16 protein-coding genes and 1 tRNA gene are annotated in these 19,616 nt (G+C 42.5%); 8 read left to right on the forward strand and 9 right to left on the reverse strand.

The features are described 5' to 3' along the window. The 3 genes from WDA22_15420 to WDA22_15430 all read right to left on the reverse strand — a co-directional run bounded on the left by WDA22_15420 (position 1) and on the right by WDA22_15430 (position 3,395). Complete coding sequence (locus tag WDA22_15420; GenBank protein ID MFA5834865.1) at positions 1-1,149, reverse strand: iron-containing alcohol dehydrogenase; 1,149 nt, start codon at positions 1,147-1,149, stop codon at positions 1-3. A 19-nt stretch (positions 1,150-1,168) separates the two neighbouring features. After that, positions 1,169-2,515 (reverse strand): glutamine synthetase family protein, encoded by a 1,347-nt coding sequence (locus tag WDA22_15425; protein ID MFA5834866.1) that lies wholly within the window; start codon positions 2,513-2,515, stop codon positions 1,169-1,171. A gap of 409 nt (positions 2,516-2,924) precedes the next feature. Then, positions 2,925-3,395 (reverse strand): ester cyclase, encoded by a 471-nt coding sequence (locus WDA22_15430; protein MFA5834867.1) that lies wholly within the window; start codon positions 3,393-3,395, stop codon positions 2,925-2,927. A 148-nt stretch (positions 3,396-3,543) separates the two neighbouring features. Here WDA22_15430 and WDA22_15435 point away from each other — a divergent pair, with 148 nt between their 5' ends. After that, entirely contained in the window at positions 3,544-3,873 is a 330-nt protein-coding gene (locus WDA22_15435) for a helix-turn-helix domain-containing protein (protein ID MFA5834868.1), read from the forward strand. A 387-nt stretch (positions 3,874-4,260) separates the two neighbouring features. Here the strand turns inward: WDA22_15435 and WDA22_15440 are convergent, their stop codons facing one another. Next, complete coding sequence (locus WDA22_15440; protein ID MFA5834869.1) at positions 4,261-6,084, reverse strand: DUF4153 domain-containing protein; 1,824 nt, start codon at positions 6,082-6,084, stop codon at positions 4,261-4,263. Between the two features lie 386 nt (positions 6,085-6,470). Between WDA22_15440 and WDA22_15445 the strand changes: the two genes are divergently transcribed. The 3 genes from WDA22_15445 (at position 6,471) to WDA22_15455 (ending at position 10,062) form a co-directional block, all read left to right on the forward strand. Beyond that, the gene (locus WDA22_15445) at positions 6,471-7,547 is read left to right on the forward strand and encodes a helix-turn-helix domain-containing protein (GenBank protein ID MFA5834870.1); all 1,077 of its coding nucleotides are present in this window, start codon (positions 6,471-6,473) and stop codon (positions 7,545-7,547) included. A 206-nt stretch (positions 7,548-7,753) separates the two neighbouring features. Further along, positions 7,754-8,575: a hypothetical protein gene (locus WDA22_15450; protein MFA5834871.1), complete on the forward strand. Its 822-nt coding sequence runs from the start codon at positions 7,754-7,756 to the stop codon at positions 8,573-8,575. An 80-nt stretch (positions 8,576-8,655) separates the two neighbouring features. Beyond that, positions 8,656-10,062 (forward strand): amidohydrolase family protein, encoded by a 1,407-nt coding sequence (locus tag WDA22_15455; protein ID MFA5834872.1) that lies wholly within the window; start codon positions 8,656-8,658, stop codon positions 10,060-10,062. Positions 10,063-10,175: 113 nt separating this feature from the next. On the opposite strand, the gene WDA22_15460 is transcribed toward WDA22_15455, so the two are convergent. The 4 genes from WDA22_15460 to WDA22_15475 form a co-directional block, all read right to left on the reverse strand. Continuing rightward, complete coding sequence (locus WDA22_15460) at positions 10,176-11,855, reverse strand: alpha-amylase family glycosyl hydrolase (protein ID MFA5834873.1); 1,680 nt, start codon at positions 11,853-11,855, stop codon at positions 10,176-10,178. A 128-nt stretch (positions 11,856-11,983) separates the two neighbouring features. Further along, the gene (locus WDA22_15465; GenBank protein ID MFA5834874.1) at positions 11,984-12,259 is read right to left on the reverse strand and encodes a hypothetical protein; all 276 of its coding nucleotides are present in this window, start codon (positions 12,257-12,259) and stop codon (positions 11,984-11,986) included. 233 nt (positions 12,260-12,492) lie between these two features. Then, positions 12,493-13,089: a mobile mystery protein B gene (locus WDA22_15470; GenBank protein ID MFA5834875.1), complete on the reverse strand. Its 597-nt coding sequence runs from the start codon at positions 13,087-13,089 to the stop codon at positions 12,493-12,495. Further along, positions 13,080-13,541, reverse strand: a complete 462-nt coding sequence (locus tag WDA22_15475) for a mobile mystery protein A (protein ID MFA5834876.1) — start codon at positions 13,539-13,541, stop codon at positions 13,080-13,082. The genes WDA22_15470 and WDA22_15475 overlap by 10 nt, the downstream gene beginning before the upstream one ends. Positions 13,542-13,722: 181 nt before the next feature. Between WDA22_15475 and WDA22_15480 the strand changes: the two genes are divergently transcribed. The 3 genes from WDA22_15480 (at position 13,723) to ftcD (ending at position 16,450) form a co-directional block, all read left to right on the forward strand. Then, positions 13,723-14,067 (forward strand): hypothetical protein, encoded by a 345-nt coding sequence (locus WDA22_15480; protein ID MFA5834877.1) that lies wholly within the window; start codon positions 13,723-13,725, stop codon positions 14,065-14,067. A 186-nt stretch (positions 14,068-14,253) separates the two neighbouring features. Beyond that, positions 14,254-14,403, forward strand: coding sequence for a hypothetical protein (locus WDA22_15485; GenBank protein ID MFA5834878.1), 150 nt, complete (start codon positions 14,254-14,256; stop codon positions 14,401-14,403). Between the two features lie 361 nt (positions 14,404-14,764). Then, complete coding sequence (gene ftcD / locus WDA22_15490; protein MFA5834879.1) at positions 14,765-16,450, forward strand: glutamate formimidoyltransferase; 1,686 nt, start codon at positions 14,765-14,767, stop codon at positions 16,448-16,450. Between the two features lie 236 nt (positions 16,451-16,686). Here the strand turns inward: ftcD and WDA22_15495 are convergent. Next, positions 16,687-16,758: transfer RNA gene (locus WDA22_15495), tRNA-Asn, on the reverse strand. Between the two features lie 322 nt (positions 16,759-17,080). Between WDA22_15495 and WDA22_15500 the strand changes: the two genes are divergently transcribed. Then, on the forward strand, positions 17,081-19,585 hold the full coding sequence (locus WDA22_15500) for an ATP-dependent Clp protease ATP-binding subunit (GenBank protein MFA5834880.1): 2,505 nt from the start codon (positions 17,081-17,083) through the stop codon (positions 19,583-19,585). Positions 19,586-19,616 lie beyond the last annotated feature (31 nt).

Here is a 19,616-nt window from a genome sequence, read left to right on the forward strand (position 1 = left end):
TTATAATGCTTCGGAATATAATTTCTTAAAATCGTTACGCGAAACAGGCTTAGGATTGTTTGGATGCGCAAAGTCTGCAATTGCTAAATCTGCTAATGTATCCAAATGTTCTTCTTTGACATTGATATCTCGTAACCTGTGTGGAATTCCTATGCTTGTATTCAGATCAAATAAATATTGAACTACAGTTTCGCCGTGTGTATCTCTCAGTCCGAGCGTCGCCGCAATTCTTGCAAACTTATCCTCAAATCCGGAAATATTGAAACGCATACCATAAGGAATATTCACGGCATTGGCCAAACCATGATGCGTATCTAATAACGATGACAACGGATGCGCAAGTGAATGTACTACTCCTAATCCTTTTTGGAACGCAATCGCTCCCATCATTGATGCTAATAGCATTTCAGAGCGGGATGTGAGATCGGGACGCTTTACGGCATTTTCTAACGAAAGAGAAATGAGCCGCATTCCTTCCAGTGCAATTCCATCACACAACGGATGGTAATTTTTTGCCAGAAATGCTTCCATATTATGTGTAAGAGCATCCATACCGGTGGCAGCAGTGATAAACGCCGGAAGGTCCATTGTCAGCAATGGATCTGCAAACACTATTTTCGCAAGCAGCTTGGGTGAAAAAAGAATCTTCTTTTGATGTGTTACATCGTCCGCAATAATTGCACTGCGTCCGACTTCGCTCCCCGTTCCCGATGTTGTCGGAATTGCAACAAAATGAGGGACATCATTTGTGACAAAAACATCCCCGCCGATTAAATCGTCGTATTTGAACAAATCTTCGCGATGATAAACACGTAATGTTATTGCTCTCGCAACATCAAGCGCCGCTCCTCCGCCGATTCCCACAATGCAATCTCGTTGAGTGGCATCAAAGAGATCCGTCCCTTTGTAGACATCGCTTTTTACGGGATTTTTATGGATATCGGAAAATACTTCGACCGATACTCCATTACGTTTCAAGTCATCAAGAATTTGTTTGAAAAACGGCAAGCCAATAATAACAGAGTCTGTTGATATCAACGGCTTATTTAGATTGTTTCGTTTAAGGTACGCTGGTAATTCTTTGACTGCATTCGCTCCGAAGCGAATGGTCGTCGGAAAATTAAATTGAACAACGTTGTTAAAGTCCATAGTGTTATAGTATTATAGATTAAATGATTTCAAAATATCGTTTCACTTCCCAATCGGTAACGACTTTAATGTATTGCCTCCATTCCCACTCGCGCGTTTGCACAAAGTGTTGAATAAATTGCTCTCCAAATAACTGTTTCGCTATTTTTGATTCTTTCATCATCTGCGTGGCAACTTCAAGATTCGCCGGAAGCACTCCATGCGTAAGGTCAAGATATCCATTCCCTGTTGTTTCCGGCTGCAGCTTCAATTTGTTTTTTACCCCATAGAGACCACTGGCAAGACATGCAGCCATTGCTAAATACGGATTGGTATCGGAGCCAACAACGCGTGTTTCTAAACGCGATGATTTACTTCCTCCAGGTAAAGCACGCAGAGCAACCGTTCTGTTATCAACAGCCCACGTAATCGTTGTCGGTGCCCATGCGCCCGGCACAAGTCGTTTAAATGAATTCACTGTTGGTGCAACAAGAGGAAGAATATGCGGCAAACAATATAATTGACCGGCAATATAACTTTGAAACGTTGCGCTCATTTTTTGCGCATCTTTTTCATCGAAAAAAATGTTTCTTTTCTTTTTCCTATCCCATAAACTTTGATGGACATGCCCTCCGCAGCCCGGAAGTTTTTCATTCCATTTTGCCATGAATGTTGCCATGATTCCATATTTGTAGGAAATTTCTTTCACGCCGGTTTTGAAAAGAACCGCGCGATCGGCGGCTTCCAAAATGTTGGAATATGAAATTGCCGCTTCTAACACACCGGGTCCAGTTTCTGTGTGTAACCCTTCAAGAGGCACATCAAATTGTTTTAACAGTTTGAACAGATCCGTGAAGAAATCGTTTCGCAAGGTACTGCGAAGGATGGAATAACCAAACATTCCCGGACTAATCGGTTTTAACCCGTTAAAATTCTTTTCATGAATGCTATGCGGTGTTTCTTCAAAATTAAACCATTCAAACTCCTGGCTAAACAATGGATTAAAACCAAGTTGATTGGCTTCTTCAATAACTTTTTTTAACACATTTCTTGGACAGACATATGCTGATGGGCCAGTTAATTCACAAAGAAAAAATGGTATATCGTTTTCCCACGGAATTTTTCGAAATGTGGAAAGATCTATGCTTGCTGGCGTATCGGGATAACCTTTGTGCCATCCACTAAACGAGGAGTTATCATACGAAAGATCGTTCGAATCCCATCCGAAGACAACATCACAAAATCCAAAATGCGAATTATTAATGGATAGAAATTTTTCAGCGCTGATGTATTTTCCCCGCAATACTCCATCAATATCGGTAATTGCAATTTTTACTTTACCGGAAGGATGGTTTTTTACATAATGAAGTATTTGTGATTCATTCATAGGAATGTTATTTAAAATATTTTGAAGAGAACATATAAAACAGAGTTAGCGCAACGGAGATTAGTATTGTTAAATTTAGGAGCGAGCTGTCTTGTTTGCATAATAAGGATATTGATAGATACCCTCTATCGCACAAACGTGGTATTTGTAAATTTGGTATGTAGTATGGCTTTTGAGAACCAAAATTTAGGATTTGGTATTGTAAAATGAATACTTTCTACAGTTCTGTCAACTGAAAAAAGTGAGAGCGCTTTTTAAAGAGTCTCTTAAAACAAAAAACCCTTTTCTCTATTGATGAGAAAAGGGCATTTGCATCTTGTGCTTTGCGGTTAGGACGCTCCATCAGAGTAATACACTATTGAAGAGGTGAATTTGGGACGAGAACATGAATCTCAATACTGGACTGAAATTATCGTTTTCTTACCGGACGAGCCTGTTTTACATTGAATAATCCAACAAATAAGGCATATCCAAAGAGTGCGCCAAAACCTATTTGTCTCATTACTCCAAGCAAATCGGTTGTTTGCCACTCCTGCATTACTTTTCCATCTTTCACTTTTCTGATAAAAATTCCATGCACTTCCAGATTTTTATTATTGGCGGGCGCTCCCATAAATTTTCCAGTATTCACTGCTTTTGAAATAAAACGGATTGATGCAGTATCACCGTCCACAACAATGTGAGGAAATTCCATTCGTAAATTTGAAAATGCCGCTTTCATATCCTGCATAAAACCAATGTACTCATCTTTTGTAAAGACGAATCCGTCCCCGGTATAGGTAAATTTTTCATCTAAGAGATTGTCAAGATCGTTCCATCGCCCTTCTAAGATTGCTTTTGACACGGCTAATGCTGTTTGTTGAATGTTTTCTTTTTGCATGATTGCCCCTTCGGTTATAAAAAATGTTCTGTGATGGTGTTAAGGTACAGAGATACCGAACAGACAACAAGATACTACCCAAAAAGGAAGCACTATCTTTTTGGGTAGTATGGTTTGTTTTTATCTATACGGTATGTATATTTATTCCATGAACAGATATAAATTAAACGGAACATATTTTTATTGTCCTGTCGATCTTACACTTCGTATTGTTGGTGGCAGGTGGAAAGGCTTAGTCATTTGGAATTTACGCGACAAGCCAAAACGATTTGGAGAATTGAAAAAGATCCTGGTGACAATCAACGACAAGATGTTAACGCAGACATTGCGCGATTTGGAAGTGCATGGTGTTGTTACACGAAAGGTTTACACCGTTGTTCCGCCAAAAGTGGAATACGCGCTAAGTAAAGAAGGGAAAAAACTTCTCACCATCATGCAAGGAATGAGCGATTATGGTGAAAAGTTTAAAGTGAAATAATGATGTAATTTGAAACCAATGAAAAGCTACGAAGTTCCAATCGCTTCCACCAAAAGGGATAGTCATTTGAAATTTATGTAACTCCTCGGCAGAATTACATAAAAATTCAAAACGTGCCACCAAATCACAAAAACACGAAACTGCGCAAAAAAAAATTTGAACCATTACCCCAAAAAGATTGGTGAAATTTTGTTCTTTCGTGTTTTAGTGGCAAAAATCACTAATGTTAGTAGTTACGTATTTTTAAACCAAAAAAGCCCTTCTCGTAATTACGGAAAAGAACTTTTACGTTTTGCACAAAGCGCATCGTTTCGGCGGACGAACTAAATTTATAATTATCCGATTATCTTTTATTTTTCATGCCCGAACCAAAAGCAATACCTCTCTTCATCTTAATCCAATTCCACGCTTGTATGCGATCTGTGCCTCAAAGGAGATGACCTTCGAGCTTCCTTCATGCCGCTGTATCCTGATGGTAGAGAGAAATATTTTAATCATGGCTGAGCGGTTTGATGCAGCGATCGCCATCTCTTCGGGTGGAATTTTTTCCATGGATGCATTACCATATTTTGCCGTGAGGTTATCGACAAGGGGCTTCAGATCGATCTGCAGAGAATCGGCGGTATTCTTCTCATTCCACACTGTAATTGTTATTGTGCTCAGATCTTTCCCAATTCGGTATCCAATTCCTTGATCCGAAAATTCACGATTCGTGACCCCTGAAGAAATGCGCTGCCCTCGCAACATTCGTTCATAACCTTCAATGTCCATCACTCTATCTCGATCCGTTGTAAGAGTGATTATCCCGTTTACCGATGACTGCCACACACGAACATATGCTACCCCCATCAGTTTCCCGATTTGCGCCGGGTCTTTAAAGGCATAACCAATTCCCGTACTGTCGCGTTTTAAACTTTCGCTAAACCATGGCTGGATCGCATCGAATCCATGAATTTCTGATAAATAATCAAGGATCGAACTGATCTGCCGGGTAGTTTCCAATTGCAGTGAGTCGTGCTTGCTCTGCACCCGTCCATCAACAAGCATATTATTTTGAACAAGAATATCCTTGAGACGATTGACCTGACTCGCTTCCGAAACGGCGAACATTCCCCATGGACCCACGTTCACAACAAACAGTGCAATGCAAAGAGATGCGGTAAGAAAAAGAATATTTTTTTTCTTGCTGAAAATGAAATATGATGTGAACACACAAAGCCATGCCACGGTTGCGAAGCCAAGATATCTCCCTTCGGTAATCCCGTACTCGGAGACTCTCTGCCATATCGCCAAGAAAAGCATAACCGTGAGCGGAATGATGATGACATAGAACCAGCGGGCAGCTGTTTTGATCCAGCTATTTTCGATTCGCTCTCTAATCGGATGCACTAACAATAGCGAGGTGATACCTGTCGCGATGAATCCAAGAATAAGCCTGCTCACCCATCCTTGAGGCCAATCCCACGCCAGCAGAATCTTCCCGAGATATGCATACAGGATGACGAAATAGATGAGCACAAGAGGAAACAAAATATATTGAGAGAAGATCTTGAGTCCCTTCGGATAGTCCGCAACTTCGTTAATACTATCCAGGTCTTTGGGAATACCTGCAAGAAAAAACCAGATCGAGAATACTCCATTGATGAATACCCACAATTCCCCATACCGCTTTCCGGGAATATCCACCCCGAAAAGATTGTTCAGCGCAGCAAGTGCAATTGCCAGTCCACCCCACATGACGATGGCAGAGATACCGGCAGTAAGGACTCTCACAACCACCGTTTTACAAAAGTGCCAATACCCGAGATTATTTTCGCTCCTCAGAAACGGTATTGTTAGTGTAAAGAAGATCAATCCCAACGTGAGCATCAATAATCGCATGATATGAAATGCAGGTGCGTCGGTAAGATCCTGAGGGACTGTTGTCGAATAGAGTGCAACGAACAGTACACCAGCAAACTGAAAACCAAAAGAAACCGCTTTCCCCCATTTCCATTTCTCAGCCGTAAGGACAAGTCCGGTCAATAACGGAAATCCGAGAATTGCCCCAAAGAGGATCTGCACCAACACCGTCGGTACGATCGATTCATTGTATTCGATCAATACCAATCCGCACGCAGTTCCGACAATTGTATCAAGAAGAACAAGCGGAAAACGAACAAAGGTATTAACTGCGTTTGCGACAGCTTGGGAAATGGTTGGAAGTTTCATTGGCGCCCCCGTAGTAATGGAAAGGAGAACGAGTGGTAAGGCAATCGATTGTATCTCACACAATCGTTATTTTATACTTAGACGTATGCTGTGGTAAAATAGCTCACCTCGTCGAGGAAATCAAGCAATTGAATTCGAAGGAGAATTGTTCAAAAGATCATTACACATTGAGATTATTGTTTTTGGAATTGTTGCGGTAAACAAACCTTAGGTTCGTAAATGCTATAAGTATTGGAACTGGTGGTACATTACAATAGGCAAATTTCTCCGTAACGATACTTTCTATCCTTTTATGACGGCAGACGTTTCGAAGAACATACCAACAACCGGAATTATTGCATTTTTCACTTTTCATATGCACATTCGGCAATGGAAATGGTGACCAAATGATCTTTATTGCAGGAATGACTATAGCGGTGTTCTTTGAATTCTTGCTTATTGGCAAGAAGAACAAATCCAGACCGGAAATAATCCTTATACTCTGGATGTTTCTGATTACGCTGCATCTCTTCATCTTCTATCTCTGGTACAGCGAAGAAATTTATCATTACCCTTTCCTGCTGGGAGTCAGCTACCCTTTTCCGCTGCTCCACGGTGTATTCCTGTATCTGTACGTCGGTACACTTACCAACCAGCTGCCGAAACGTAAAACCTTCCTGATCCTCCATGCCTTCCCTGCTGTTGTCATGTATCTCTTTTTGATACCATTCTTCGTATTATCAGCGGACGAGAAAATTTCCATTTTTAAAAGCCTGGGTGCGGGATACGAGCTTTTCCGGACGATATCAACGTTTGCGGTCAGTGTTTCCGGTATTGTGTACATCGTTTGGTCAAGTCTGCTCCTTAGAAATCATCGCCGTCGTATCCTTGACCGATTTTCCTATCAGCACAAGATCGATCTCCAGTGGTTGCAGATTCTCACCTGGGGCATGGGGGGAATCTGGTTGTTGGTTCTCTTCACCAACGATACAGTTATTTTCATGGGAGTGGTTGTCTTCGTCTTCATGGTTGGTTTTTTTGGTATCCGCCAAGCGAGAATCTTTCCGGCAACCACAGAACCGATGCAGGAGGATGAAGTAAAAGAAAAATATGCAAAATCTGGACTGAGCGACGAGCAGGCAGAACGACTGTATCGGGAACTGACTCGCTTGATGACCGGCGAATCGATGTACAAAAAGAGCGAACTTTCCGTGGATGACCTTGCAACACGACTCAATGTCCACTCCAATACTCTTTCCCAGGTGATCAATGAGAAAGCGGAAAAAAACTTCTACGACTTTGTTAATCACTACCGCCTTGAAGAATTCAAACGGATGGTTTCAGATCCAAAAAACCGAAATCTCACATTGATGTCGCTCGCGTTCGACTGTGGATTCAACTCGAAATCCTCCTTTAACCGGCATTTCAAAAAAATTACCGGCCAAACTCCCTCCGAATATATCGCTTCCGTAAACACTCCATAATAGACCGTACATACGATTCACCATGCAAGGCAAGACACATATTGTGGTTTCATCTTGCACGCTGAAACGAATTCGCCTCTTCACCACCGTATCTTTTTCCCGGTAATGAATATTACCGGGAACAGATTCGGGATCTCCCCGAACGTCCAGACCAAATAAATACCGATGGCCGTTAAGGACCGTTCGGAAATGTAAAGGAGCGTTTTATGAAACAGCGTATCATCACCGCCCTCTTGACAGCGATTTTTGCAATCGCATCATCAGTACCGGCCTTCGCCCATGGTGGATCAAAAAATGTGAAACTTCACGTCAGTAACCGATGGTCGGAGTGTGCCTTGCAGCTCGATCCGTCACTGACACAACAAGCCTGGAGTCGTTTTACCGAAGAGGCTGGTTTAATCACCTATTTTCGTTCGCTGACCGACGCACGACCGATGTCCTTTGGAAATTTCGAAGTGTCCCTGCTTCAGTGGCAGTCTAAAATCGACGATACCAATTCCAGCTGGAACGACACTTTTGTCCATCCTGATTCTACGCATTGGCTCTATGAAGGAGATCGGTTCGGATTTCCCGGATTGACCGCCAGAACCGGTATCACTGACCGGATTGATATTGGAGTCTATTTCACACAGAACCCAAATGCAAATTATGGATTTTGGGGTGGACAGGTTCAGTATAATATTGTCAACGATCGCGATAATCGTTGGGCCGCATCCGCACGTGCAACCATGGTGAAGTTGTTCGGTCCCGACGATATCGATTTTGGTATGTATGGTGTTGATTTTCTGACGAGCAGATCTTATGCCGTTATTGCTGATTGGGTTTCCCTCTCTCCGTATGCGGGCATTTCCGTGTATCTTTCCCGTTCGCATGAAAATTCGGCTGCGGTTACATTGAATGACGAAAATATTTTCGGAATACAGGCAATGATCGGTGCCGTTGCCGAGATCTCAGCATTCCGATGCGCAGTGGAATACAATTACGCTGCTGTCTATTCGCTTTCGTTTAAACTCGGTGTGGCTTTTTAATAGAGCGGAAATTGAAATTATTATTCACAGTGAACTGAATGATGGTTAAATGATTTGCGTCAATGAAAGGAGCGCGTTTAATGGATACAACATACAATCGCCTGCGTTTGAATATTGGATTGATCATATGCTTGTTGTCGGTTCATGCAGCGGCACAGAACAACACAGCACTCGTGTTCACCCATGCCGGTATAATTTCAATGACGAAAGAAGAGGTTCTCAGAGATTATTCTGTTGTGGTAAGAGACGGTAAGATTACGGAAGTGGGTCCGTCAGCTACGGTGACCCTTCCCCCCGGTGCAACCGTCATTGATGCAACGGGGAAATTTTTGATCCCTGCATTATCGGATATGCATGTGCATGTCGAAGGTGATGCTTGGAATATCATGTACCCGAAGGAAAAGCAATTTTCCCGTAATGAAATCCGTTTTGAAGATATTCTCTTTCTCTACATCGCTTACGGTATTACCACCGTGAACATCATGTCTGCCCTTCACGAACACATACCGTTGAGGGAGAACATTGAGCAGAACAAATTGATCGCTCCCCGACTCGTTCTATCCAGGATGATTGACGGTGCGGGAAAAGCGTGGCCTCCTCCCATTAGCACATGGGTTACCGGCGCTGACGAAGCAAAAAAGGCGGTGCTGGAAATGCATCATCACGGGTATGACATGGTGAAGGTCTATTCCTTTTTGGATAAGATTTCTTACGATACCATCATCGCCACGGCACGCTCGCTCTCTATGCCGGTAGTTGGACATATTCCCCTTTCCACGTCTCCGGAATATGTCGTTGCGGCAGGACAAAAAATGATCGCCCATTCCGAAGAAGTCATGAAATTTGCAAAACAGTACAATGCTGCAGAAGTCGATCATTATGCTTCGCTCTTCGCCGCCAGTGATACGTGGGTCACCACTACATTAATCCTTCATCGTAATCTCAACGCACTGTTGAGGAATTCCGATGAAGAACTGACCAAGCCCGGCACCGAATACCTTCATCCGATGGCAACCGGCATCTGGAATTACATTTATCAAAACTTGTACAAGCCTATCCCGACGAAAAACCGGGAGGCCTTAATCGACGGATACAAAAACTTTCAGCGGCCGTTCGTTTATGAACTCAATAAACGGGGAGGCAAATTGTTGATCGGAACTGACGCTTTAATTCCTTCCACCTTGCCAGGCATTTCTCTCCATGAAGAGTTAAAGGAATTAGTCGATGCAGGATTGACTCCGTTCGAAGCATTGAAGATCGCCACAACAAATACGTTTGATTTTCTTGGCGAACGCGACAGGGCCGGCACCATCGAACAAGGGATGGCGGCGAATCTGCTGCTCCTTGAAAAAAATCCGCTGGAGGATATTACTTCTACAAGGACAATTCTTGGTGTGATGACACAGAACCGATGGATATCGAAAAAAGATATCGAGATTCGGTTAACAACGATTCGTGAATCCTATGCAACAATACGAAAGCGGTAATCGATGATCAATGAAATGGAAAAGGCTATTTATTTACTCATAAAAAAAATATCCCGACCGTCGCTGGTCGGGATAGAGATATTTTCTCTGCATCACATTTTCATTGCATTTAATTATTTCAGATGCAGCATTCTTTTTACTTCCATAAACCGGTTATCCTGCCCATAAACAGGCACCATTTCCATCCGATAAAAATATACGCCTGACGCAAGGTGCGTATTCCACACAACGGTGTGCTCACCGGGCTGCTGGATTTTATTCACAAGATTTGCCACGGCAATCCCGAGCGAGTTGAAAATTGTGAGCGTCACGCGGCTTTCTTCCGGCAACGAATACAGAATGCGTGTTGAAGGGTTGAAGGGGTTAGGATAATTTTGCGAGACACTGAATTTTGTCGGACGAATATTGTCCGCGGCAGCACCTTCCGTACTTCCTCTCTTTTCGTAGACAGCATATCCCCACGCCGGCAACGTGATTGAATAATTTTGGGTCACTGTCTTTGCTGAATCATTGAAGATATCGTGATACGTGTCGGAATAACTCTCCGCACTCACGGTGACTGTTCTTTGGGAATTTGAAACATTAAATATGCCGCACACTTTGTCTGCACCTTTTTGACGAACGAACGCGAAAACATTTTGATCATCGGATGTTGCCAGCCGAACCAGGCTTGCGCCCACTGCGCCGTTCCATAGTGCACTGTTGTATCGTTTTGTGCGAAGCAGCGCGCGATAACGGTTCGCCAATGGATGAGTCTGCCACACGATCGAGTCTTTATCAAAGAATTTCAGTCTGTGATTCAATCCGGTTTCCTGTCCCCCATAGATCAGCGGCACGCTGCGGAAAACAAGCGAAAACGCGATGAACGACTCCGCCGCACTGCCAAATAATTCGGTGTCGGTTCCATACCATGAGTTTTCATCATGGTTAGAGGTGAAGTACATTCGAAGGGCATTCCCACCGAACGACGCACTTTCATTCTGCACATATGCAGACAAATTGTTCGCGTTATTGGATCCATTCGCAAGACGGGTCAAAAGACCATTGCCAAAACCATAAAAACTCCAGGCATAGGTGATATCAAATCCTGCAGGATAGTACTTTGCACCATCGTCCTCAGCAATCATCATAATGTCAGGATATAATGTTTTTAATTCGGTGATCGCCTGCGTCCAAAAATCGATCGGAACAAAGCTTGCCGCATCGCAGCGAAAGCCGTCGATCTTTGCCGTCGCGATCCAGTATTTCATCGCACCGATCATATAGTTCCGCAGCTCCTGGTTGGTGAAATCAAGTTGAATCACGTCGCTCCAGTTTGTGCCGTGCGGAGCGATAAAATTACCGCTGCCGTTCTTTTCATACCATTCAGGATGCGTCAGTGTCAATCCATTATCCCACGCTGTATGATTGGCGACCCAATCCATAAGAACATGCATGCCTTTGGAATGGATCGAATCGACAACCGCTTTTAGATCATTCAGCGTGCCGAATTCTGGATTGACAGCGTAGTAATCTTTGACAGAATAATAACTGCCGAGACTCCCCAGCCTGTTTTTTGACCCGATCGGATGAATCGGCATAAACCACACCACGCCGACACCGAGATCTTTGAGACGATCGAGATGTTTCCCGAAGGCGGCAAAGGTTCCTTCCTTCGTGTACTGCCGCACGTTCACTTCATAAACGCTGAGATTATAACTCCATGCGCTGTGACCCTGAGAAATCGCCTTATCCGGCTGTATCCCAATCAAAACACAAGCAAGTAAGAAATACATTGCGGTGGTATGTTTCATATCATTCCTTTTCTGTTATCAAGAGCGGGCCCATACAGATGAATATTATTATCCTTCTTGCTAATAATCGAAAAACTTTGTTTTTCAAAAGAACTTAAAAAGTGCATGAAAAAATCTCATCGCTCTTTCTAATTGAGTTTTGAAACTCTTATATCGACCGTTTTCTCGCCATAACTCACCAACCTCGAGTAATCATCTGGTTTCTCAGATTTCAATTGTTGGTAAGTGTTTTTTCCAATAGGATGAAGATCGTTGAAAGATTTAATAGATTCGAAAGGGTTTTCAGTTTTTTGATCTGTTCCAAACTCTTTGTTGCGATACTTCTCATTTATTGGGCTATTGCCGTCGAATGACTTCTTAAATATTTCAATAACTTCAATTGTTTTATTTGAGGTATCAGGCAAAGGTGTTTTTTTCTTGAGTATGTCCGTTAGTAATCTTTGTCCAATATCAGTCCTGCTGCGTAGGAATCAAATGTCTTTTACAAAGTTTCGAAAGACCTACATCAGAAAGAGTAAATTCTTTGGAGAGTTTAATAAGCGGAGTCTTCCAAACGAGTTCATACAATTCGGTTCGGCTTATTTTGATAGTATCGTGATTATTCATTTCTTAAGACAACTAAACATGGCTACCGATATTAAGAGCGCGCAAATTTTAGTAGTTCATCTATAGAATTAACATCTCCTGTCTTAAGTGCAGTAAGATAATTGGATCGAGTTTGCCCTTTTTGGATGAGATTACCACTACCCCATGTGAACAGTTCTCCTCCATATATTTTTTCTATAATGATATCTGCCATAAGCCTTGAATGCCTGCCATTCCCATTGGGAAAACAATGTATCGAAACAAGTCGATATTTAAACCTTATTGCAATTTCATCTTCTGAAAATACATGATGTTCAATCCAGTATTTTGTGTCAACTATCAAAGCTCTCAGCTCGGTCCGAATCTGTGTCCAATCCACACCAATATTTTTATTGGATTTTCTTTGTATTCCTGCCCAAGACCAGACGTCGCCCAGCATCCTTTTGTGAAGATCGAAAATGAATTCTTCAGAAAGAATTTTATCTACTGATAAACTTCTGCCCATCAACCACTCGAAAGCTTTTTCAATATTCTGTTGTTCTAATTCATCAAGCTCTCCTCTGGTTGCAATCGATTTTATTTTTAGTTCATCTAATTCCTCTGGCGTTAATGGAGTTTGACCGGGATCGTAAGTTAGATTTAATCCCATAAGAAACTCGGCAGTTTTAATTCCAGTTCTTTGGCTTTTTCTTTAATAGCAGCTTTGGTTCTATTGTCTGAAATTGCCTGATCTTCTAATGCCATAGTGTGCGCTGTTCTAAGAACGATATGCTTAGCTACTTCATAAGTTTTTTTTCGTATGTAGTTTTGGAGAGATCCTTCTCTTGGCACAAATCCATATACCAATTCAAGATCCATAGCAGCCGCTGTCTCGCGTAATGTTTTTAAAGTGATATTACCTTCGACCTCTCGCTTCTCGATACCTTGGAGCGTCGGTTCACTGATTTGGAGTCTTTTGGCAACGGATCTTCTCGGCATGCCAAGGGCAGTTCTAATAGCAAGTAACCATCCGTTTGGTGGTGCAAATGGTTCTTTTATATTACGAAATTTTCGTATTTTGCTATCTAATTGCTTTATAATCAAACGTTTTTGGTTATTCATATAAGCCTACATGCTTATTAAAACATATTATTATCAGTCTATATGCTGATTTATTTAATATTAAAATAAGCATATAGACTTATATTGTCAAGGAAAATATATGTCTATATGCTAACTTATTTTCACACCTAAATCCATATTTGTATGGGTGAATATTTAGAAGAAGATGCTAACAAAAGTAATGATTACTAAGATTGAATCATTCTTAAAGATGAAGGAGCCAAAAGGGTTGCTGCGATTTGGTTTTCGTAGAGGTGGAAAACTCGATATTGACTGGAAAAAAGAGAAGGCACCCGAAACACAAGTTTCGAGTGCCTTCATTGGGTGGCTCCGCGAGAAACACGAGGAGTCTAACTTTTTAAAGTTCGAAATTCCTGTTGTTTTGGTCAAAATATGCAAAGGCGCCCAGCATATTTTCATCGACCACAAGCGTTTACCCTACTATCTGAACCTCCACAATTCGGATATGATTGCGCTTCGGGTGGCTGGTCTGATCCACCCAGAAGTACCGGACAAGATTTCGTAGATTTCCCTTTTTTAATAAAGAATTCGCAATAAGGGAAGAAATATCTGGTCATCGACCCAGTTCGAATCAAATCGTGTTTTGATCTTCCTCCTTTTTCTATTCATTACTTCACAAATTCATTCCTGTACCCAAAACATGAAGATAATTCGAAAAAGGTTAGCTTGATCGTACTCGGAGAAACATATTATGAGATGCGTTTGGATTGCAGTTTTTAAGAACCGTGCTGCAATGGTGAAATACTTCAGCGATAGCAGTATCTGGATGCGGTCAGTCATGATCGATCTACTCGACGATCATAATATTTCTTCCTTTGAGATAAGTGTGACCGGACCATAAAAAACCGATCCAGAAAAGAGAGAGCAAATTTGCCAAGTTATGTATATTTCGTATTCAATCCATTGCGGGGAAGAATTTTTGTTTTCTATCAATAATTCTTTCGGGGATCTATACCCCGGTGCATACCGTCGTCGATGAGTAGTATATTTGATACAACATTCTTCGCTGTCAATCCTTGCATCCTCCAGTGATACAAACCACCGTTGATTGAAATACCCCTACCTCACCCTGCAAAAATGACGATTGAAAATATACTGAAACTCTATTCCTTCTTATCATTTATTTCCTTATTCTTTGGATGATAATTTCGCTGTTGTGATGGTAATGAATGAGAAAATTCAATAACCCAATGTGGATCAGTATGAAAAAATTAATCGAATGTGTTCCGAATTTCAGCGAAGGACGGAACATGGCTATCATAAAACAGATCACTTCTCAGATTGAACGAGTTGACGGTGTCCGGCTGCTTGATGTGGACCCCGGAAAGGCTACCAACAGAACAGTGGTAACGTTTGTCGGTGAACCTGAGGCAGTTCTTGAAGCTGCATTTCAGGCGGTAAAGAAAGCTTCTGAAATTATTGACATGAGAAATCATACCGGTGAACACCCCCGCATGGGCGCGACCGATGTCTGCCCACTCATTCCGATTTCCGGAATTACAATGGAAGAAACAGTTGTGTACGCACGACGCCTGGCAGAACGCATTGGAAAGGAACTTTCCATTCCCGTGTATTGCTATGAGTACGCTGCCTATACCGAGGAGCGAAGAAATCTTGCGAACTGCCGCGCAGGAGAATATGAAGGGCTTCAAAAGAAATTGTCCGACCCGGAATGGAAACCCGACTTTGGTCCTGTTGCATTTAATGCTACAGCAGGAGCAACTGCCGTCGGCGCTAGGGATTTTTTGATCGCCTATAATATAAACCTGAATACAACATCTGTGCGAAGAGCAAATGCAATTGCGTTTGATATTAGAGAAAAGGGGCGTCCGAAAAGAGAAGGCAACCAGATCGCAGGCAAAATCCTTAAAAATGAAAAAGGGGAAGATCTGTACATTCCCGGCACGTTGAAAGCGGTGAAGGCCATCGGATGGTACATTGAAGAATACGGTATTGCACAAATTTCAATAAATCTTACCAATATCAACATCACTCCTGTTCACATTGCATTTGAAGAGGCATCTAAAAAGGCATTGGAACGGGGAATACGGGTCACCGGTTCTGAATTGATTGGATTGATACCCTTACAGGCCATGCTCGATGCAGGAAAATATTTTTTGAAAAAACAGCAGCGTTCGGTCGGTATCGCAGAGGAAGAAATAATAAAAATAGCAATAAAATCGCTTGGCCTCGATGATCTCAAACCGTTCAATCCAAAAGAAAAGATCATAGAATATCTGCTAGAAGACAATTCAAAAAAGAAATTGATCGACTACACCTGCAAGGGATTCGCAAACGAAACAGCATCAGAATCACCCGCTCCGGGAGGCGGATCAATTTCTGCATACATCGGCGCACTGGGAGCGTCGCTGGGAACGATGGTGGCAAACTTATCGTCCCACAAAGCCGGCTGGGATGAACGGTGGGAGGAATTTTCCACTTGGGCAGAAAGGGGTCAGGCGATCAAGGACAAGCTGTTGTTCCTGGTTGATGAAGACACCAATGCATTCAATGCAATCATGGATTCGTACAAACTTCCAAGATCAACAGACGCAGAAAAAAAATTACGGTCTGAGGCGATTACTACAGCAACACGATATGCGATTGAAATCCCCTTCCAGGTCATGGAGACATCGTATGCATCAATGGAGCTGATAAAGGCAATGGCGGAAAAAGGAAACCCGAATTCGGTCAGTGATGCGGGGGTCGGTGCGTTGTGTGCGCGGTCCGCCGTGATGGGTGCATTTTTGAATGTGAAGATCAATGCTGCAGGGGTGAAGGAATCTGATTTTGTAAAAGAAAAACTTCACAAAGGTGCAGAGTTGGAGAGCAAGGCAATGGCACTCGAAAAAGAAATTCTCGAGATCGTTAATAGTAAAATTCAATAGAGTATATCGAGATATCCTTCATCGACTCAGATCTGATCTCTGCTTCCTCTCGATTCACCAAACGCATCGGAAAATACGGCCTTGTTGAGAAGAACTCAACCGCTGGTGTTCTCCAACTCGACGTTTTCAACCCACGGTTTGACCATTATGTACTAGATCGTGTTCTAAGGAATATACGACATACACAGTATACGCTATAAAATGAAAATCCCGACCATGGTGGTCGGGATTTCTCGCTCCGCGGGTAGGGCTCGAACCTACAACCCCGTGATTAACAGTCACGTGCTCCGCCATTGAGCTACCGCGGAATCAAACAATTTCTTCAATTGTTCAAGGTTTGGCTTAACAATATAGCCAACAAACGGAAAAAAGTCAACGAATTCTTCATATTTACACTACATTTCATGAATATCCTAATTTTTCCGCTTCTTGACTGCCCTTTCGCATTTCGGTATATTATTTTTAAATGCAGTAGATTTTGAGAATCGATGGCTCGCATCATGCCGAAATTTTGGGGAACTGTAAAATTGCCTGCTTCGTTTTGTTCCTAAAAAAATATTGATGGTATTTAAAAGAAACTCACTACGGAATTCGTCTTAATAGAGTAAGTCATAAGAAAAGGGAAAATACATGGAAGGAAATTTTTCAAATCGTGTTCAGGATGTCATCCGACTCAGCCGCGAAGAAGCGCTCCGGCTCGGTCATGATTATATCGGCACAGAACATTTACTCCTCGGAATCATCCGTGAAGGTGAGGGCATTGCCGTAAAGATCCTCCGCAACCTTGGCTGCGATCTTTATAAACTAAAAAAAGCGGTCGAAGATACTGTCCGCACTTCTGGCGGAACGCTGACCATCGGAAATATTCCTCTTACAAAACAGGCTGAAAAGGTTCTAAAGATCACCTATCTGGAAGCGAAACTCTATAAATCCGATGTCATCGGAACGGAACATCTTCTCCTCTCTTTATTAAGGGATGACGATAATATCGCCGCTCAAATCATGCATCAATTTGAAGTGCATTACGATAAAGTCCGCGCAGAACTTGACAATATTATCAGCGGAAAACCGTCGCAGCCACCGGCTCCAGGCGGACAGCCGCAAGAAAAGAAACAGGAAAAATCTAAAACTCCGGTGCTCGATAATTTCGGCCGTGACCTGACAAAGCTTGCAGCAGAATCAAAACTTGATCCCGTTGTTGGACGGGAAAAAGAAATCGAACGTGTGGCGCAAGTTCTTTCGCGCCGCAAAAAGAATAATCCCGTACTCATCGGCGAACCCGGTGTAGGAAAGACTGCCATCGCTGAAGGTCTCGCACTTCGGATTATTAATAAAAAAGTTTCTCGCGTACTTCACGACAAACGCGTTGTCACACTTGATCTTGCCGCACTCGTTGCGGGAACAAAATACCGCGGACAATTTGAAGAACGAATGAAAGCGGTGATGAATGAATTGGAAAAAGCAAGAGACGTTATCCTTTTCATCGACGAACTTCACACCATCGTTGGTGCGGGCGGAGCATCCGGCTCGCTTGATGCATCGAATATGTTTAAGCCGGCATTGTCGCGCGGAGAACTGCAATGTATCGGTGCTACCACGCTGGATGAGTATCGTCAGTTTATCGAAAAGGATGGTGCACTCGATCGCCGGTTCCAAAAAATTATGATTGATCCCGCAAGTGTTGATGATACCATTCAGATTCTGGCAAATATCAAAGACAAATATGAACAGCACCACGGAGTTCGTTATACCGAGAAGGCAATTATCTCCGCCGTAAAATTAAGCGACCGGTATATTACCGATCGTAATCTTCCGGACAAAGCGATCGACGTTATGGATGAAGCCGGCGCGCGTGTCCATTTGGCGAACATTGTCGTTCCGCAGGAAATTTTGAAATTGGAAGAAGAGATCGAAAAGATTAAACTCTCCAAAAATAGCGTGGTGAAAAGTCAAAATTTTGAAGAAGCCGCTCGACTTCGCGATCTGGAAAAGAAATTATTAAGCGATCTGGAAATTGCAAAGCGAGAATGGGAATTAAAATCGCAGTCGTTAATATTCGATGTGACGGAAGACCACATGTCTGACGTTGTTGCGATGATGACAAGCATTCCTGTCAACAAGATTGCCGAAGGCGAAACACAAAAATTGCTCAAGATGGATTCTGCGTTGAAGAATATCATCATCGGCCAGGACGAAGCGATTGAAAAACTGACGAAAGCAATTCGCCGCACTCGCGCGGGATTGAAGGATCCGAAACGTCCTATTGGTTCGTTCATTTTTCTTGGACCAACCGGCGTTGGAAAGACTGAGTTGGCAAAATCACTCGCACGGTATCTGTTTGATTCGGATGAATCGCTGATTCGCGTTGATATGAGCGAGTATATGGAAAAATTCTCTGTTTCACGACTCGTTGGCGCTCCTCCCGGTTATGTGGGATACGAAGAAGGAGGCCAACTGACCGAGAAAGTCCGCAGAAAACCGTATTCGGTTGTTTTGCTGGATGAAATTGAAAAAGCTCACCCCGATGTATTCAACATATTGCTTCAGGTATTGGATGATGGTATCCTTACTGACTCGCTCGGAAGAAAAGTCGATTTTAAAAATGTCATTCTCATTATGACATCAAATATCGGTGCACGGGATATTAAAGTAACAAAAGGATTCGGTTTCGGCGATGAAGCGATTGGGGACAAATACAAACATATGAAGGATACTATCGACGAAGCAGTAAAGCGTGTCTTCAATCCGGAATTTTTAAACCGCATCGACGACACTATCGTCTTCCATCAACTGAATAAAGAAGATATCACCAAGATCATTGATCTCCAGGTGAAAGAACTCTTCAAACGGATGAGCACGATGAACATCTCCATCGAATTGACCAAACAAGCAAAAGAATTTCTTGCCGAAAAAGGATACGACCAACTCTATGGCGCACGTCCGTTGCGGCGCGCATTACAGAAATATGTTGAAGACCCGGTCGCAGAGGAAATCTTAAAGGGGACATTCGGTGAAGGTAGCATCATCAAAGTAAAAATGAACAAGAAAAAAGATGATCTCACATTCACTTCTGGAACACAATCTGATGACAGCGGCGAAGCACCGGAAGAATTAAAACAGGAAGGTGTAGCGTAAGAGTGTTTTTTAATGCCATGACTTAAAGTCA

Source organism: Bacteroidota bacterium (assembly GCA_041658205.1).
Taxonomy (GTDB): Bacteria; Bacteroidota; Ignavibacteria; order UBA10030; family UBA8401; genus UBA8401.

Excerpts from the sequence above, each read along its gene's own strand:
- ftcD (MFA5834879.1), top strand. The coding sequence starts at position 14,765 with ATGAAAAAATTAATCGAATGTGTTCCGAATTTCAGCGAAGGACGGAAC.
- WDA22_15440 (MFA5834869.1), bottom strand. The coding sequence starts at position 6,084 with ATGAAACTTCCAACCATTTCCCAAGCTGTCGCAAACGCAGTTAATACC.
- WDA22_15435 (MFA5834868.1), top strand. The coding sequence starts at position 3,544 with ATGAACAGATATAAATTAAACGGAACATATTTTTATTGTCCTGTCGAT.
- WDA22_15450 (MFA5834871.1), top strand. The coding sequence starts at position 7,754 with ATGAAACAGCGTATCATCACCGCCCTCTTGACAGCGATTTTTGCAATC.
- WDA22_15485 (MFA5834878.1), top strand. The coding sequence starts at position 14,254 with ATGAGATGCGTTTGGATTGCAGTTTTTAAGAACCGTGCTGCAATGGTG.
- WDA22_15475 (MFA5834876.1), bottom strand. The coding sequence starts at position 13,541 with ATGAATAACCAAAAACGTTTGATTATAAAGCAATTAGATAGCAAAATA.
- WDA22_15480 (MFA5834877.1), top strand. The coding sequence starts at position 13,723 with ATGATTACTAAGATTGAATCATTCTTAAAGATGAAGGAGCCAAAAGGG.
- WDA22_15455 (MFA5834872.1), top strand. The coding sequence starts at position 8,656 with ATGGATACAACATACAATCGCCTGCGTTTGAATATTGGATTGATCATA.
- WDA22_15445 (MFA5834870.1), top strand. The coding sequence starts at position 6,471 with ATGATCTTTATTGCAGGAATGACTATAGCGGTGTTCTTTGAATTCTTG.
- WDA22_15460 (MFA5834873.1), bottom strand. The coding sequence starts at position 11,855 with ATGAAACATACCACCGCAATGTATTTCTTACTTGCTTGTGTTTTGATT.
- WDA22_15420 (MFA5834865.1), bottom strand. The coding sequence starts at position 1,149 with ATGGACTTTAACAACGTTGTTCAATTTAATTTTCCGACGACCATTCGC.
- WDA22_15430 (MFA5834867.1), bottom strand. The coding sequence starts at position 3,395 with ATGCAAAAAGAAAACATTCAACAAACAGCATTAGCCGTGTCAAAAGCA.
- WDA22_15425 (MFA5834866.1), bottom strand. The coding sequence starts at position 2,515 with ATGAATGAATCACAAATACTTCATTATGTAAAAAACCATCCTTCCGGT.
- WDA22_15500 (MFA5834880.1), top strand. The coding sequence starts at position 17,081 with ATGGAAGGAAATTTTTCAAATCGTGTTCAGGATGTCATCCGACTCAGC.
- WDA22_15470 (MFA5834875.1), bottom strand. The coding sequence starts at position 13,089 with ATGGGATTAAATCTAACTTACGATCCCGGTCAAACTCCATTAACGCCA.